Origin of the sequence: Brevibacillus sp. SIMBA_040, assembly GCF_046535075.1 — a bacterium.
GTDB lineage: Bacteria > Bacillota > Bacilli > Brevibacillales > Brevibacillaceae > Brevibacillus.
Genome location: NZ_JAWRXI010000002.1, coordinates 123,932 through 140,383, shown reverse-complemented (window position 1 = coordinate 140,383; position 16,452 = coordinate 123,932). Strand labels below are relative to the sequence as shown.

Sequence of the window (16,452 nt, the reverse complement as noted above, 5' to 3'; positions counted from 1 at the left end):
ATGAGCGAATGTGTGTGTGCATCCCGTGTTATTTTTTGTATAGTATAAACAAACACAAAATTCAGAAAAAGGGTGAATGTATGGTATTAAACGATGATTTACGATCGTTTCCTTTTCCTTTTGGAGATAGTCAAGTGTACAAGTACTCGAATAATGCAGTCCCATTACGTCCACCAAATGCAATTGAATTGACTGATAAGTACGTCGATGAAATTAGACTGAAAAGAGAGCTGCTTACAAATCATCCAGAGCGATGTTATCAATCATCATCTCAAACGATAGATGCCCAGTGGGAAATTGTTGATCTTATTTTACATAATCTAGTCGGTTATTACCCTGATCAATTCAAATTGGAAAAGAAGGATGAACAGTGGATATTTACTAACGTCCAGACGAAAGAAATCATAGCTTTTACGTTTGGGGATCGAACAACTCTTGAGGTAGAGCCTTTGGATTTTATTGGTCGCCATGTTCAAGAGGATTTGCTTTTGATGATGCAACGGGATGGCGACCTATTTTTAGACGCTGGACAGCTATGTTTTCCAGCGAATTGGTCTTTGTATTTTAACGTAGGTATGACCTTTAAAGAAATACATTCACCGATTCCTGGCTTTCAGTCAGATTCCCTTGATGATCGAATCCTGCAATTTCTCATGCGCATTGAGGCGGGTACACCGTGGGAAAGAAAAAATTGGTCACTCATGGCTGGCAACAAGTTAGATACCTCCCTCGAAACGTTTGCAGAATGGGGTCAGGCCCGCAAACAGGTGACTAAGGAAAATGCGGGAAAACTGGTGCATCTGAGAGTAGAGGTTCAAAAGCTATTTCGCCTGCCGAAAAGCAACGGGATATTATTCACCATTCATTCACACATGCTGCCTTTGGAAAGGTTTATTCAGCATACTCCTTGGCTGGAGCAATTTTATGCGATTCTGCACGAGCTCCCGGTCTTTATTTCTGATTACAAGGGGATTTCTTTGTATCGACAACAAATACTTGAATATCTAGTAGAGGAAATGAAAAAGAGATGATGAGTACAGTGAAAGAGGAGCTTTTCTTTAGCCAGGGGAAACGGAAGTATTTATTTTGTGCGGATTCGGAAGGTGCAGAGGCTCTTTACCCTCTCGTTCGTCAGGCAATGGAAGACAAAGCCCCATTTGATTTCCACGAGATAAAGCATGAATCAGATTCCTTCCTTGAACTTTGGTTCAGTCAGCAAAAAATGGGGACTTATTTATACTTATCCGGGAAATGGGACTTTGTCAATCGATTAAAAATTCTAGCTTTTGAGGCAGGCTTTACGGAATATGAATGGCAAATAAAAGTCATCGGACCAATCAGGAAGAAGTTAATTTGCTGCAAGTGTCATGGGGTTAATGATGTCGATGAAGAAATGCATATCACTTGTATGCATTGTGGAATATCTCTAGAAGTTTCGAACCATTATTCACGTCGTCTGGAGGCATATCTAGGTTATTCATCTATCCAATCATCTTAATACAGGAGGAGCATTCGCTTGTATCGAAATTCAACCATTCAAGTACGTGTTAGTAATATTCAAGAAGAAACCTCCACAATCAAAAGATTCACCCTGCAAGCGATGGATGATTCTATGCTGCCGTCCTTTAGTGGTGGTTCGCACATAACAACCCTTTTACCACATCCTTCGGGAACGTTGGAAAGACATTATTCTATTTTTAACGTAAGCGGGAAGACGGGGTTGATTGAAATAGCTGTCCGCTTAGCAGAAGACTCATCTGGTGGCTCTCGTTATTGGCATCACAATGTTCAGGTAGGAGATGTTATATCAGTTAGCTATCCAAAGAATTACTTTCCATTAAGCTTTCAAGCGAAGCATCACGTATTTTATGCAGCAGGGATTGGGATTACACCATTTTTATCCATGATGGCAGAGCTGGCTGAAAAGAATAAGTCCTTTGAGCTGTATTATGCAGCGAAGTCAAAAGAGCAGTGTGCTTTTTATGACTACCTACGTAAGGTTTTTCCAAATCAATGTCACTTTTATTTTTCAAATGGAGACAGCACAGAACGTTTATCGCCTACTCAACTTTTGAATCATCGAATAGGGACACATGTTTATTTCTGTGGTCCCGAGAGCATGATTCAAGATTTTACTATGGCAGCTAAAAAATATGGGTATCCTTCCTTCCATATTCATTTCGAACGATTTGCTCCCAGGCTTATTAAGGAAAGGCATGCGTTCCCTATCAAAATGAAAAAAAGTAATTCAGAGCTTGAGGTTCCGGCGAATTCTTCCCTGCTAGAGGTACTGCTTCAAAATGGAATCAATATTCCTTACTCCTGCCGTGTAGGTGGCTGCGGGACTTGCGAAGTAAAGGTGGTAGATGGAGAGATTATTCACTTCGACTCGTTTCTATCAGAAGAACAGCAACTCTCCAATGAAACAATGCTTTGCTGCGTATCGCGGGGAAAGGGGACATTGGTTTTGGATATATAACGGAGATTTCATGAATAAGCGGCAGACTGGTAATTTTTCTTTTTCCAGTCTGCCGCTGTTTTCTGATCGGATCATTTTTTTATACTATGCTGCTATCCACAGGAGTGGGGAGAACACGATAAATTTTGCGCGGCCTTCCCCGATTCGTGGGGGTTTCCTCGCCGATTTGCTCGATGATATTGTGTTCAGCCAAATCGCTCAGGATGCGTCTTGCATTTCGCGGTGTCATGCCCATCCACTCAGCCATGTCTGTAGCGCTAATGTAATTTTGCCCTAAAGCTTTTTGTACAGAAATGATTTTGTTTAAAGTGGTGATACTCACGCCTGCTTTTTTCAAGCTCTCGCTCATTTCCTTGTCTTCAGTCCAATAGCCATAGCTGATGCTTTTCGCTTGGTGCAGAGGACCTTCGATGGAGCCATCCGTATCGACGAGAATCGCAGCATTCGTAAACTTTTTAGCATGGACAAGCGCCAGCTGCGCATTCCTCTCAGCAGCCAATGCTGTTACCCCAAAACCGATTCCCATGTTGGCAGTCGAATGAGTCAGCAGCATCAGCTGTTCCAGGATAATTGTGGGGTGAAAAGCAGGGTTATCATCGAGAGACCCGCGGGTGGAAAAAATAATGAACTTATAGTTTCCTAGTGCAACGAAGCTGCCTGAAATAGACTCTGTGTAATCGAGAATAATTTCCTGCAGTTTGAGGTCGAGTCTTCGCAGATCGTAAGCGTTTGCAGGTTCATTGATGAGTCTTTCCACATCCGATACTTCAACCAGTTGAACAGCAATCTGCGACCGTTTAAAGTGGAGGGTTTCGCCTTCCTGCACGATTTGCTTGAAGATTTCTCGAAATGTCAGCCTCGTAAAACCCATCCTATAAACCCTGATGCCTAGCTCCTTTAATTCCTCCGCTACGGACAGCATTCCCGTCACACAAGCGTGGACCTTTCCCGCTCTGAACAAAGACGTATGATAGTTCACCCATTGATTGGTGAGCCTGAATTCTTCATACGGATTCAAATACGGATGTTCACAAGAGAGCTCAAGCTCTTCAAGTGTTTCGCGGAAATGCATCTCTGAAACCGTATCAAAGCTGACTCGGTCAAGCGATATTCCATCACGGTAAACCAATTCTAGCAAGACCTTTGATAGTACACTTGCATTTATTTGTGGATAAAACGCTTTTTTCTTTTCAAGGTGTTCTCGTGCAATCGAGTAAGGACCGATACCCGAGAAAAACCAGATATCAACCTCTTGATTGTTTTCAGACACAAATGCGGCTGCTTCTTCTGCACGTTGATACGTGTAGGGGATGAGCATGAGTTGATCTGCAAACTCTTGGCCGACACCTAACATCATTTCCACTGAATCCTTAGGACCAACTATGCCGACTCTTACGATCATTATTTCCTCCAGCCAACGATAAACTACCGAATATTCTATTCGTCATGAAAAATAGGTATCCTCTTTTCGGCATCATAGTACGTTTTTTGTTGATATGCAAATGCGAAATACCTCCAATCATCTGAGAGAACGTCGTGAAAAACAGAAAAAATGGCGCAAATTAAGGAGTCATTAGGGAAAAATTCCGTTTGTATCATACTAAATTAGACGTTATTTCCGAAATTCCTCTTAAAAAAAGTTAGAAAAAACTAAAAGTCAGAATTGACATGAAATACAGACAGCGCGTATATTGTTGAATTAAGGAATGATTTAGGCGAATTTCCGTTAAGGGGGTGCGAGTAGGGTCGTAATTCCTATTTCTTTGAAAACGTCTCGACGTTTTCTCATGAGGATAGATGTGATCGTTAGGCGGTCAAGACCGCTTCGTATGTCTGAATAGGGGGCTTGTGGATGTCGCGTTATTTACTAAAGAGAATTCTTATGATGGTACTCACCTTGTGGATTATTGTGACGCTGACGTTTTCACTCATGCATATGATTCCGGGTGACCCGTTTGCATCTGAGTCAGATCAGCTACCCGAGCAAATATTGCTGAACTTGCGTGCGAAATATCATTTGGATGAACCATTGCCTATGCAATATCTTTCTTATCTGAAAAGTTTGGCAATGCTTGACTTAGGGCCTTCGATCAAATCGGAGACACGTGGAGTCAACGACATGATCAAGGATGGATTTGGAGCTTCTGCACTTATCGGTTTGCAAGCAATAGCAGTCGCCTTGTTTTTCGGACTTCTTTTCGGAACGATTGCCGCTCTAAACCGGAATACATGGATTGACTACGCTGCAATGGTTATGGCCGTACTCGGAATTGCTGTTCCCAGCTTTATCATGGCACCGATGTTGATCAATTACTTGGCAATCAAATGGCCGCTCTTTCCGGTCGCTACGCTTGCCAGCTGGAAGCACTCGGTTCTGCCTTCGCTGGCACTAGCTTTTGGACCATTGGCCATTATTACACGCTACATGCGGACAAGCATGATTGATGTGATGAATCAGAATTACATAAAAACAGCGGAAGCAAAAGGAATTCCAATGTTTTTAATTGTGATCCGACACGGGATTCGCAATGCGATTTTGCCGGTAGTTACCTTTTTAGGGCCGCTTGTAGCCGGCTTACTCACCGGAACCTTCGTTGTCGAAAAGATTTTCGCAGTTCCCGGTATCGGTAAATACTTCGTAGATGGCATATTCAATCGAGATTATCCTGTTATTTTGGGAACGACTGTTTTTTACAGTGCGATCTTGGTACTCATCATTTTCTTGATTGATCTGGCTTATCTGTTTATCGATCCACGAATCAAATTGTCGAGTAGGGGGAGGTAGCCTATGGCGATGGATCAATCGGTAAATGAGTTGTTTCGACCAAAGGTACAAAAAACAGATGGACAGATCGTCCAGATGCGACCTAGCCTCACTCACTTTCAACAAGTAGCACGAAAGCTGGTAAAAAACAAACTGGCGATGCTTGGTCTCATTCTCATTCTAGGCATGGTGCTCATGGCAGTAATTGGCCCGCATCTGGTGCCATATAGTTATTCCGATCAGAGTCTGCTTACGGCGAATCAGGAATTATCGAGCGAGCATTGGTTCGGTACGGATGAGCTGGGACGTGATATGTTCTCACGTACATGGTACGGGGCACGTATCTCGCTCATTATTGGAATTACGGCAGCGTTGATTGACCTCGTGATCGGTGTAACGGTTGGCGGTATTGCCGGTTACATGGCTGGAAGAGGAAAACGCGGAGACCGAATCGATACGATCATCATGCGCATTATTGAGGTTTTGTATGGTCTGCCGTATTTGCTCGTAGTCATCATGCTGATGGTCGTGATGGAGCCAGGCATTCTTACGATCATTATCGCTTTGTCCGCAACAGGCTGGACGGGTATGGCTCGCTTGGTTCGTGGACAAATCCTGCAGCTCAAAAATCAGGAGTTTATCCTTGCTGCACAAGTGCTTGGAGCCAAGTTCCCACGAATTTTATTGCGTCATCTTATCCCGAATACGATTGGAGTTATCATCGTAAACCTGACCTTTACGATTCCATCCGCGATCTTTGCGGAATCCTTTCTCAGCTTCCTCGGCTTAGGTGTACAAGCTCCTGTAGCCAGCTGGGGCACGATGACAAACGATGCGTTAGGGGTCATTTTAACAGGGGATTGGTGGAGATTGTTCTTCCCGGCCTTGATGATCTCACTTACGATGTTCGCTTTTAATGTGTTCGGGGACGGCCTGCAGGATGCATTAGACCCACGGATACGTGAATAATCTCACCGGGGGATAGGAGGAATCAGACATGACAGATCATTTGCTGCAAGTAGAGAACCTCCGGGTACATTTTAAAACCTACGGAGGAGAGGTTCAGGCGGTCCGAGGGGTGACCTTTCATGTGGATCGCGGTGAAACGGTCGCGGTAGTCGGGGAGAGTGGCTGTGGCAAGAGTGTTACCGCCCAAGCCATTATGGGATTGATCCCGAATCCGCCTGGGCGAATCGTCGACGGGAAGATCACTTTCGACGGAAAATCAATCACAGAGATGTCCAAAAGGGAGCTTTTAGCCGTGCGCGGTTCAGAGATCGGGATGGTTTTTCAGGACCCGATGACCGCTCTCAACCCAACGATGAAGGTCGGCACGCAAATTGTCGAAGGATTTGTACGTACGCATAACGTCAGCAAAGAGGAAGCGCGCAAAAAAGCGATCGAAATGCTGCGATTAGTCGGAATTCCTGATCCAGAGAAACGGGTGGACCAGTATCCACATGAATTTTCAGGCGGAATGAGGCAGCGTGTCGTGATTGCCATTGCGCTCGCGAATACACCTAAGCTCGTCATTGCCGATGAACCGACGACAGCCTTGGATGTGACCATTCAGGCACAGATTCTTGATCTGCTCAGAGAGCTGCAAGAGAAGCAGCAGCTTTCTATCGTAATCATCACACATGATCTCGGAGTCGTTGCGGAAATCGCTCATCGGGCGGTAGTCATGTATGCAGGAGTAGTAGTGGAAACAGGCTCGGTTGAAGATATTTTCGCGAGTCCGAAGCACCCGTACACATGGGGCCTCATGCGCTCCTTACCACGTATTGATGGTACAGAAAAAGAACGGCTAGTTCCGATTGTAGGATCTCCGCCTGACTTGTTTGATCCGCCAAAAGGTTGTCCGTTTGCAGCTCGTTGTCAATTTGCGATGGAAATCTGCGAACAGCAGATGCCGTCGGTCACTGATTTTGAAAATGGTCATCAGGCTATATGCTGGCTGCACGATTCACGAGCACCCAAGATCGACGAACTGGTGGCAGCAGGGAGGCAGGCAGGATGAGCGAAGCATTGGTTGAGGTAAAAAATTTAAAAAAGCATTTTGAGATTGGCAACGGAGTTACGTTGAAAGCGGTGGATGGCGTGACTTTTACCATCAACCGGGGCGAGACCTTGGGGCTGGTAGGAGAGAGCGGATGCGGTAAATCCACGCTGGGCAGGACGATGATTCGTCTCTATGAAAATACAGATGGCGAAGTCTTGTTTAAAGGAAAGAATGCACACCAGATCAAAGGAAAAGATGCCGCTCAGTTTCATCGAGACGTCCAAATGATCTTTCAGGACCCGCAAGCAAGTCTCAATCCGCGAATGACTGTCATGGATATTATTGCAGAGGGGCTGGATATTCACGGATTGTCCCGCGGGGCGAGAGCGGATCGGGTAAAGGAATTGCTGGAGCTTGTTGGTCTTTCCAAAGCACATGCAAGCCGATTCCCGCATGAATTCAGTGGCGGTCAAAGACAGCGTATCGGGATTGCCCGCGCTCTCGCTGTGGAGCCGGAGTTTATCATCGCGGACGAACCGATTTCCGCACTCGATGTGTCGATCCAGGCTCAGGTTGTCAATCTTTTGGAAGACCTGCAGCAAGACAGAGGACTTACTTACTTGTTTATTGCCCATGATCTCTCCATGGTAAAACATATCTCGACGAGAATTGGTGTGATGTATTTAGGAAAAATGGTGGAAATGGCAAGCAGTTTTGAGCTATATGCGGAGCCGCTGCATCCTTATACGCAAGCACTTTTATCGTCTATTCCAATACCAGATCCAACAGTGAAGCGGGAGAGAATTATTTTACAGGGGGATTTGCCGAGCCCTGCCAATGCTCCTAGCGGCTGTGTATTTCGAACACGCTGCCCAAAGGCTACGCCGCAGTGCGCTGCGGAGGTTCCTGAGTGGAAAGAAGTAGGGTCTAACCACTGGGTTGCTTGTCATCTCTATCAGTAGTTCGATTTTATCTTAATTATACAGGGGGAAACATTGTGAAGAAATTTGCAGCATTCGCTTTGTCGCTATCACTTGTTGTGCCAGCTCTTGCAGCTTGCGGTGGCGGCAGCAGTACAGCACCAGCGGGTGGAGAGAGCTCCACGAGCACGCCTGGAGCTGCGGTGAAACAAGAAGTTGTATTTAACGCCAAATCTGAGCCACCAGACTTGAACCCGCTCACATCAACTGACACCACATCCTTCTGGATCATGGACCACTTGGGTGAAGGTCTGTACACAAAAGACAAAGACGGCAATCCAATTCTGGGTACTGCCAAAGAAGTAAAGCTGTCTGACGACAAACTGAAATACACATTCATTTTGCGTGATGATGCCAAATGGACAAATGGCGAGAAAGTAACTGCTGAAGACTTCGCCTACACATTCATGAAGCACATCGATCCAGCTACTGCTTCTACGACTGCTTACCTGCTGTACTACATCAAAGGTGCAGAAGCGTATAACAAAGGTACAGGGAAAGCAGAAGATGTAGGAATTAAGGCAGTAGACGAAAAAACACTGGAAATCGAATTGGTAGCTCCGACTTCTTACTTCGATAAAATGCTGGCAACACGTTATTGGCACCCAATCAACAAAAAAGCGGCAGAAGCAAACCCAAAATGGGCTGCGAATGCAGACAGCTACATCTCCAATGGCGCGTACAAGCTAGTTTCTTGGAAGCATGATTCCGAGCTGGTCATCGAAAAGAACGAAAACTTCTGGAACAAAGACGATGTGAAGATGGACAAGATCACTTGGAAAATGGTGAACGACGCGACAACTTCGTATCAAATGTATAAGAGTGGAGAGCTTGATTTTAACAAAGAAATGTCATCTGACATTCTTGCCCAGGCAAAATCGAGCCCTGACTACAAATCCGTTCCTTACTATGGTACGTACATGTACATGTTCAACGTAACGAAGGAGCCATTTACAAATAAAAAAGTACGTCGTGCATTTGCGATGTCGATCGACCGTAAAGCTTTGACAGAAATGGTTAGCCAAGGTGGCGAAACGCCAGCTTACTCGATGGTACCTCGTGGAGCAATCACGCCATCTGGAAAAGACTTCCGCGAAGAAGGCGGCGACTACTTCAAGGAAGATTTTGAAGAGGCGAAGAAGCTGCTAGCAGAAGGGATGCAGGAAGAAGGCTGGTCTACACTGCCAGAAGTAACTCTTATGTACAACACGGATGAAAGCCACAAGAAAATTGCTCAAGCCATGCAAGAAATGTTCAAGAAAAACCTTGGTGTAGAAGTAAAAATGACGAACCAAGAGTGGAAAGTATATCTGGATACAACTAGACAGAAAAACTACCAAATGGGCCGTATGGGTTGGGTAGGTCAAATCAGCGACCCGGCATTCAACCTCGACTACTACCTGGGTGACAGCCCGAACAACCGCACTGGTTGGGTAAACAAAGACTATGATGCTTTGAATATGGCAGCAAAAGTTGAACAAGATCCTAATAAGCGTATGGAACTCTTGCACAAAGCGGAAGAGATTTTGATGGATGACATGCCATTCATACCGGTCTATCACTATCAACAAAACTATCTGGTGAAACCAGGCCTCGAAGGTCTGACTTACCCGGTTAACGCTTTCCCAAGTGCACGCTGGGCAACAAAACAGTAATGACTGCTTTCCCCTCTCATCGGGGGACAAAAGTGTTTGACCGCAAGCGGTCACATCTGCTTTTATGACAGAGTGCCTCAGCGTAACATCTAGCATCAGCTTCGGTAAAAACGTCGAGACGTTTTTCACAGAATAAAATAAGAAAAAAGAGGAGATTCTCCTCTTTTTTCTCTTTACATACGAACACCGACAAGAGAGGATGATTTCCCATGATCATGGACTATCTACAAGTGAAATCAGCATATCAATTGAAGGTGGTACCGAAAAAACGGGAGCTGACCTTTTTAAGCAAATTGACAGGTATCGCGCAATTGTATCGATGGAATGAGGAGAGCCTGACAGCCGAGCAGATCACATCTTTGCCAGATCGGGTTGTCGAAGTGGATCATTCTCCATGCGGAACAAAAACGATAGTGGGCATGGATTGTAAAGGCGACGAGCGGCAGCAGTTCTTTTTACTTACGGAAAATGGGACAAATGTAAAACCCCTCACCGAAGCACCTGCCTACTTTCACTATTTCGGAGGCTGGTCGCCATGCAGCCAAAAAATCGCGTGGTCGAGTAACCGACGCCATCCGCGCTGCTTTGATATTTTTGTTCAGGATGTGGAGAGTGGCGAATACGAGGAAGTGTTCCGCTATGACGGACGATGTGATCCGGTAGGCTGGCTTCCGGATGGCACGGGTCTGATCTTTAGTGTCCAAGAAACAAACATCGACAACTCACTCTATCTTCTCGATTTGCAAATGAAGGCAGCTCACAAGCTTCCGATATGTACACATAATGCCCGGTTTCATTCGTTGCAGCTAACCAAAGACGGCAAGTATGGGTATATTGTCACGGACCGAGACGAAAACACGATGGCGTTATGTAGCTTTAGTCTTGATAGTGCCGAGCTGCAGCAGCTTGTTCATGTGCCAAAATGGGATATCGAAGAAGTCAAGCTGTCTGCGGATGAAAAGACATTGGCGTTTTCAACTAATGAAGGCGGCAAATCGAGTCTTTCTCTGTTCCAGATGGATGACAAGCAGTGGCAAAAGATTGAAAACGTCCCACAAGGAGTCATCACTTCACTGTCTTGGATAACAGAAGACCAGATTGGATTCGTGTTGAAAAGTCCAACACTACCAGGAGATGTGTGGACGTATACGATTTCCACGAAAACGAGCAAGCAAGTGACGACAATCGGACGATCCGAAGCAATCGAGGCAACTTTGATCGAGCCAGAACTGCGCTCCTTTGCTTCATTTGACGGTCTGGAGGTCCCGTATTTTCTGTATGCCAAGGAACAGAAGAAAAATAGCCCCGTCGTGGTTTATGTGCATGGGGGACCAGAGAGCCAAATTCGTGCGGAATATCATCCCGTTTTTCAGTATTTGGCCAACAAGGGCTTTACGGTAGTGGCACCAAACGTCCGTGGGAGTATGGGATACGGACGCGAATATGTCAAATTGGACGATGTACGCAAGCGGATGGATTCGGTAGCCGATTTGGCGTGGCTCGTCAAGGACTTATCCAAGCTGGAGACGGTGAATCCACAAGCAATCGGGATTATGGGCAGAAGCTACGGGGGCTTTATGGTCTTGGCAGCGCTTACGCATTATCCAGACCTGTGGGCCGCTGGTGTCGACATCGTTGGGATTTCGCACTTCCGTACCTTCCTCGAAAATACGGGTGAATGGAGACGCAAGCTGCGTGAGGTAGAATATGGCTCGCTTGAGCAAGACAGCGACTTCTTTGAAGAAATTGCACCACTCAATCACTCAGAAAAAATCCAAGCGCCGCTGCTTGTGTTCCACGGACGCAACGATACTCGTGTGCCAGTGACCGAAGCAGAACAGTTGGTAGCAGACATGCAAGGTAGAGGACAGCAGGTAGATTTGCACATTTTCGAGGATGAGGGTCACTTCACAGAAAAGCTGGACAACCACATTACGTTGAATCAAAAGATCACCCAGTTTTTTATGCAGCAATTAATGATGTCCATAAATGATAAGGAGTGAATGGTGCATGACAGCGATTAAACGTGGAATTACGGCAGAAGATTTGTATCGAATCCGGTATACAAGTGATCCACAGCTATCTCCTGATGGAAAATCGGTTGCTTTCGTGGAGACAATGATTGACGAAGACCGTCAGTATCGAAACCATTTGGTATTACAATCACTGGATACAAAAGACCTGACATCCTTGACCACAGGCACCGTGCGTGATACGTTTCCTCGCTGGTCACCAGATGGTGAGACAATCAGCTTTGTTTCTAAGCGTTCCGGTACGCCTCAAATCTGGTTGATCGATGCAAAAGGAGGGGAAGCACGACAGCTGACCCACTGCAAAACGGGCGTGTCTAACCCGGTTTGGTCCCCAGATGGCAAACATATCGTATTTTCATCCATGCTGTGCCCGGAAGACTCGTTTTCAGATGTAGAGGGCGAAGCAAAAAAAGAAGCACAAAAGGCAATCGTAGTTAACCGGATGAAGTACAAGTCTGATGATCATGGATACATCTATGACAAATGCAAGCAGCTCGCCATTGTCAATGTAGAGAGCGGAGAAATTAGAGCGATCAGTGAAGGCCCGTACAATCATACAGTTGGAACATGGTCTCCTGATGGCGAGTGGCTGGCTATTACTGCAAACCGAGCTGAAAATCCGGACAAGCAGCATAGCGTAGATGTCTACCTGGTTCCATTTTCAGGAGGGGATTGGAAAAAAGTAACGAAAAGTAAAGGAACGTTCTTTTTTCCAACCTGGTCACCTGACGGGAAAAAGCTAGCTCTTATTGGAAGCGAATCGGATACACATCTCCATGCTACACAGAAAAGAGTCTGGGTCTACAACCTTGAGAATGATGAGCAAACATGTATTACAGCTGAGTGGGATGTTCAAGTGGGAGATTCGACGATTGGGGATGTACGCTCCCCGGGGCATCCCAATCCTGGAGCTGTGTGGACAGAAGATGGCAGAGGAATGTACTTCATCGCGAGTGAGCGTGGTAATTCCGGTATCTATCATACGACTCTGGACGGGAAGATCACGCAGATTGTAGGAGGAAATCGCAATGTATACGGTTTTTCCCTGCATGAAAAAGCACAGAAACTGATTTTAGCCATAAGTGATACGTCCAACCCGGGAGATTTGGTTGAGGTGAATCTCGGTACAAAAGAAGAACAGCGCTTGACCGATGTCAATCATGACCTGTTTGCCAAGCTGGAGCTGCCAGCTGTGGAGGAAATCGAATTCGAAGCGGAAGATGGCTGGAAGCTGCACGGTTGGATGATGAAGCCCGTTGGATATCAGCAAGGTCAAAAATATCCGATGGTTTTGCAAATTCACGGTGGTCCTCACTCGATGTACGGAAACACGTATTTTCATGAATTCCAGGTTTTGGCGGCAAAAGGCTACGCAGTTCTCTACACAAATCCACGTGGCAGCTTCGGTTACGGAGAGCGTTTTGTGCAGGCGTGCTGCGGCGATTACGGCGGAAACGATTATCGCGATCTGATGAGTGCCGTAAAATACGCGTGCAACCATTTTGACTTTGTCGATGAAACCAGACTTGGGGTAACAGGAGGCAGCTACGGCGGTTTAATGACCAACTGGATTGTAGGTCAAACGAATCAATTCAAAGCAGCCGTTACTGATCGCAGCATTTGCAACTGGCTGAGTTTTTACGGGGTCAGTGATATTGGCTACTACTTTACAGCGGAAGAAATTATGGCAAATCCGTTTAACAATCCCGAAAAAATGTGGCATCATTCACCGCTCCGGTTTGCTGCCAATATCGAAACGCCTTTATTGATCATGCATGGTGAACAAGATCATCGTTGCCCGATTGAGCAGGCAGAACAATTGTATATTGCTCTGCGCTACCATGATAAGGCACCTGTTTCGTTCATTCGTTTCCCTGGCGCGAGCCACGAGCTGTCGCGCAGTGGCGACCCACAGCAGCGTGTCCTTCGCTTGCAATATACTGCAGACTGGTTTGAAAGCTATTTGCTGGCGGCTGAGAAGGCGTCGGTATAGTAGACATTCTAATAGGAAGCGATGAGGAGGCATTCGGTTATGGAAAAAGAACAAGTGCTCGGTTATGTGAAAGAAAGCTTGCCAGAAGCAGTTGAAAAGCTGAAAGAATATTTGCGCTTTCCAACCGTTTCTGCCCAGCACAAAGCCATCCCGGAAACCGTAAAGTACGTCGTGAAAATGATTGAGGACATTGGCGGCGAAACAAAAGTGTTGAGCGGGCTCGGTGGCAATCCCGTCGTTTACGGATTTTTTGCGGCAGGAAGCAAGGGTGATGCAAGCAAAACACTGCTTTACTACAACCACTATGACGTTCAGCCGCCCGAGCCATTTGACGAGTGGAATACAGAGCCGTTCGAGCCAACGATCATAGATGGCAAGCTGTTTGCTCGTGGTGCGGCAGATAACAAGGGCGATCTGGTCGCACGTCTGACTGCCATCCAAATCCTTCAGCAAGCTGAAGGTGGACTACCATGCAACATCAAATTCATGATCGAAGGCGAAGAAGAGATCGGAAGTCCAAATCTGGAGCCGTATATTCAGGAGTATAAAGAGCTTTTCGCCGCCGATGCATGCATTTGGGAATTCGGTGGAAAAGATGAGGCAGAGAGAATCGGCATGGTGGCCGGAATTAAAGGTATGGCCTACATGGAGCTGACATGCATCGGAGCCGACATCGACATGCACTCTTCAGTAGGAGCCTATGTAGATAATGCGGCATGGCGACTTGTGCAAGCATTGGGAACAATGAAAAATCAGCAAAATGAAATTCTCGTGAAAGGCTTCTATGATGGCATCGTAGAACCAACCGAAGATGAGAAAAAGGTCGTTGCCGAGCTGCCATTTGACGAAGCTGCGGTTACAGGGCTGTATGGATTGAAGCGCTCGTTGATTACAGAGGCAAAAGGAATCGATCCCCGCGATGCGATGGTATTTCATCCGACCATGACCATTTGCGGTCTGATTAGCGGATACACAGGGGAAGGTGCCAAAACCGTACTGCCGAAAAATGCCAAGGCAAAGGTGGACTGCCGTTTGGTCCCTGGGCAAGATCCTGATCACATTCTTGCGTGCATTCAGCAGCATTTGAATGATCACGGATTTACGGACATTCAGGCAACGATGATTAACGGACAAAAAGCGTATCGCTCCGATTTCCACCATCCGTTCGTGGGTCACGTGTTAAATTCTGCCCGTATGGTTTACGAAAACGAGCCGGTGCTTGCGCCTAACGCGGCAGGTACAGGTCCGATGTTTGCATTCGGCGAAGCGCTGCAGCTCCCGATCGTTAGTACAGGGGTAGGCTGGGTAGGCTGCAAGGTGCATGCGCCAAACGAATCTATTCGCCTGAAAGATTTCGAAGAGGGCATTGCTCACATGGTATTCCTGATCTCCGGCTTTGCACAAGCACTTGATAGCACAAAATAATCAAGGTAAAGGCCTCGCACTTTTTGTCGCGGGGTCTTTTGCAATCTAACAGTTACAGAGTGGACTTTCTTTTTGCAAAACAGGTACAATCAATCATAATAATAATGCGTACAACCTTAGGAGGCGAAAAGCGTGAACAGTGAAAACTCCCAATATGAGATCGCTACCTTTGCTGGTGGATGCTTTTGGTGCATGGTCAGTCCATTTGACAAAATGCCAGGTATTGTGAAGGTCGTCTCAGGCTATACGGGCGGCCATGTTGACAATCCAACGTACGAACAAGTCTGCTCGGATACGACAGGGCACTATGAAGCTGTGCAAATTACGTATGATCCCACTCTCATGCCTTACGTAGAGCTGCTGCAAATCTTTTGGCGCCAAATTGATCCGACAGATGCAGGTGGTCAATTTGGCGATCGCGGCCAATCATACGCTCCCGCGATTTTCTACCATAGTCCAGAGCAAGAGCATCTCGCTTTGCAGTCCAAGCAAGAGCTTGATGCGAGTGGCCGCTTTTCCAAACCGATTCAAACACTGATTCTGCCTGCGAAGCCTTTCTATCCGGCAGAAGAGTACCACCAAGACTACTATCAAAAAAATCCACTCCGCTATCAGTATTATCGCGCTGCATCAGGCAGAGCCAAATTCACCAAGGAAGCATGGCGCGACCATGGCAAACTGGAAGAATTAAAGAAGAAGCTTACGCCTTTGCAATACGAGGTTACACAAAATAGCGGAACCGAGCGTCCTTTTTCCAATGAATTTTGGGATCATAAAGAAGAAGGGATTTATGTAGACATCGTTTCGGGTGAACCATTATTCAGCTCGTTGGATAAATTCGATTCTGGCTGCGGCTGGCCATCCTTTACGAAGCCGATGACAGAAGAAAATATTACAGAGCACATCGATCTGACTCACAATATGGCGAGGACAGAAGTTCGCAGCAAGGGAGCAGACTCTCATCTTGGACATGTTTTCGAGGATGGACCTGGTGAGAATGGACTGCGTTACTGCATAAACTCCGCTGCCCTTCGTTTTATCCCGAAAGACCGCCTGGATGCAGAAGGCTTTGGGGCTTACAAGCGTTTATTTGAAAAGAACTAGCGTTAAGCGTATCATTC

The 16,452-nt window shown here is 46.2% G+C and carries 13 protein-coding genes; 12 read left to right on the top strand and 1 reads right to left on the bottom strand.

The features are described 5' to 3' along the window. Positions 1 to 134 precede the first annotated feature (134 nt). The 3 genes from SB752_RS03620 to SB752_RS03610 are packed head-to-tail and all read left to right on the top strand — an operon-like array spanning position 135 to position 2,479. Positions 135 to 1,031 (top strand): heme-dependent oxidative N-demethylase family protein, encoded by an 897-nt coding sequence (locus SB752_RS03620; RefSeq protein WP_410714375.1) that lies wholly within the window; start codon positions 135 to 137, stop codon positions 1,029 to 1,031. After that, a complete protein-coding gene (locus tag SB752_RS03615; RefSeq protein ID WP_410714374.1) occupies positions 1,028 to 1,498 on the top strand; it encodes a dimethylamine monooxygenase subunit DmmA family protein in 471 nt (156 codons plus the stop codon). Before SB752_RS03620 ends, SB752_RS03615 begins: the two co-directional genes overlap by 4 nt. A gap of 18 nt (positions 1,499 to 1,516) precedes the next feature. Beyond that, complete coding sequence (locus SB752_RS03610) at positions 1,517 to 2,479, top strand: PDR/VanB family oxidoreductase (RefSeq protein WP_410714373.1); 963 nt, start codon at positions 1,517 to 1,519, stop codon at positions 2,477 to 2,479. A gap of 79 nt (positions 2,480 to 2,558) precedes the next feature. Here SB752_RS03610 and SB752_RS03605 read toward each other — a convergent pair whose 3' ends face one another. Continuing rightward, on the bottom strand, positions 2,559 to 3,878 hold the full coding sequence (locus tag SB752_RS03605; protein WP_410714730.1) for a helix-turn-helix domain-containing protein: 1,320 nt from the start codon (positions 3,876 to 3,878) through the stop codon (positions 2,559 to 2,561). Positions 3,879 to 4,331: 453 nt separating this feature from the next. Here SB752_RS03605 and SB752_RS03600 point away from each other — a divergent pair, with 453 nt between their 5' ends. The 9 genes from SB752_RS03600 to msrA all read left to right on the top strand — a co-directional run bounded on the left by SB752_RS03600 (position 4,332) and on the right by msrA (position 16,435). After that, positions 4,332 to 5,264 carry an ABC transporter permease gene (locus tag SB752_RS03600; RefSeq protein ID WP_103106212.1) on the top strand — a complete coding sequence of 311 codons (933 nt, stop codon included), beginning with the start codon at positions 4,332 to 4,334 and terminating at the stop codon, positions 5,262 to 5,264. A 3-nt stretch (positions 5,265 to 5,267) separates the two neighbouring features. Next, positions 5,268 to 6,212, top strand: coding sequence for an ABC transporter permease (locus tag SB752_RS03595; RefSeq protein ID WP_410714372.1), 945 nt, complete (start codon positions 5,268 to 5,270; stop codon positions 6,210 to 6,212). 28 nt (positions 6,213 to 6,240) lie between these two features. Continuing rightward, positions 6,241 to 7,263, top strand: a complete 1,023-nt coding sequence (locus SB752_RS03590; RefSeq protein ID WP_410714371.1) for an ABC transporter ATP-binding protein — start codon at positions 6,241 to 6,243, stop codon at positions 7,261 to 7,263. After that, positions 7,260 to 8,207, top strand: coding sequence for an ABC transporter ATP-binding protein (locus SB752_RS03585; RefSeq protein ID WP_410714370.1), 948 nt, complete (start codon positions 7,260 to 7,262; stop codon positions 8,205 to 8,207). Before SB752_RS03590 ends, SB752_RS03585 begins: the two co-directional genes overlap by 4 nt. A gap of 35 nt (positions 8,208 to 8,242) precedes the next feature. Further along, on the top strand, positions 8,243 to 9,880 hold the full coding sequence (locus tag SB752_RS03580) for a peptide ABC transporter substrate-binding protein (RefSeq protein ID WP_410714369.1): 1,638 nt from the start codon (positions 8,243 to 8,245) through the stop codon (positions 9,878 to 9,880). Positions 9,881 to 10,089: 209 nt separating this feature from the next. Beyond that, positions 10,090 to 11,883, top strand: a complete 1,794-nt coding sequence (locus SB752_RS03575; protein WP_410714368.1) for a S9 family peptidase — start codon at positions 10,090 to 10,092, stop codon at positions 11,881 to 11,883. Positions 11,884 to 11,890: 7 nt separating this feature from the next. After that, positions 11,891 to 13,906: a S9 family peptidase gene (locus SB752_RS03570; RefSeq protein ID WP_410714367.1), complete on the top strand. Its 2,016-nt coding sequence runs from the start codon at positions 11,891 to 11,893 to the stop codon at positions 13,904 to 13,906. Between the two features lie 39 nt (positions 13,907 to 13,945). After that, positions 13,946 to 15,331 carry a M20/M25/M40 family metallo-hydrolase gene (locus tag SB752_RS03565; RefSeq protein WP_410714366.1) on the top strand — a complete coding sequence of 462 codons (1,386 nt, stop codon included), beginning with the start codon at positions 13,946 to 13,948 and terminating at the stop codon, positions 15,329 to 15,331. Positions 15,332 to 15,463: 132 nt separating this feature from the next. After that, on the top strand, positions 15,464 to 16,435 hold the full coding sequence (gene msrA / locus SB752_RS03560; RefSeq protein ID WP_410714365.1) for a peptide-methionine (S)-S-oxide reductase MsrA: 972 nt from the start codon (positions 15,464 to 15,466) through the stop codon (positions 16,433 to 16,435). Positions 16,436 to 16,452 lie beyond the last annotated feature (17 nt).

Coding starts and splice junctions, on each gene's coding strand:
- SB752_RS03565 (WP_410714366.1), top strand. CDS start 13,946: ATGGAAAAAGAACAAGTGCTCGGTTATGTGAAAGAAAGCTTGCCAGAA.
- SB752_RS03575 (WP_410714368.1), top strand. CDS start 10,090: ATGATCATGGACTATCTACAAGTGAAATCAGCATATCAATTGAAGGTG.
- SB752_RS03585 (WP_410714370.1), top strand. CDS start 7,260: ATGAGCGAAGCATTGGTTGAGGTAAAAAATTTAAAAAAGCATTTTGAG.
- SB752_RS03590 (WP_410714371.1), top strand. CDS start 6,241: ATGACAGATCATTTGCTGCAAGTAGAGAACCTCCGGGTACATTTTAAA.
- SB752_RS03600 (WP_103106212.1), top strand. CDS start 4,332: ATGTCGCGTTATTTACTAAAGAGAATTCTTATGATGGTACTCACCTTG.
- SB752_RS03570 (WP_410714367.1), top strand. CDS start 11,891: ATGACAGCGATTAAACGTGGAATTACGGCAGAAGATTTGTATCGAATC.
- SB752_RS03615 (WP_410714374.1), top strand. CDS start 1,028: ATGATGAGTACAGTGAAAGAGGAGCTTTTCTTTAGCCAGGGGAAACGG.
- SB752_RS03595 (WP_410714372.1), top strand. CDS start 5,268: ATGGCGATGGATCAATCGGTAAATGAGTTGTTTCGACCAAAGGTACAA.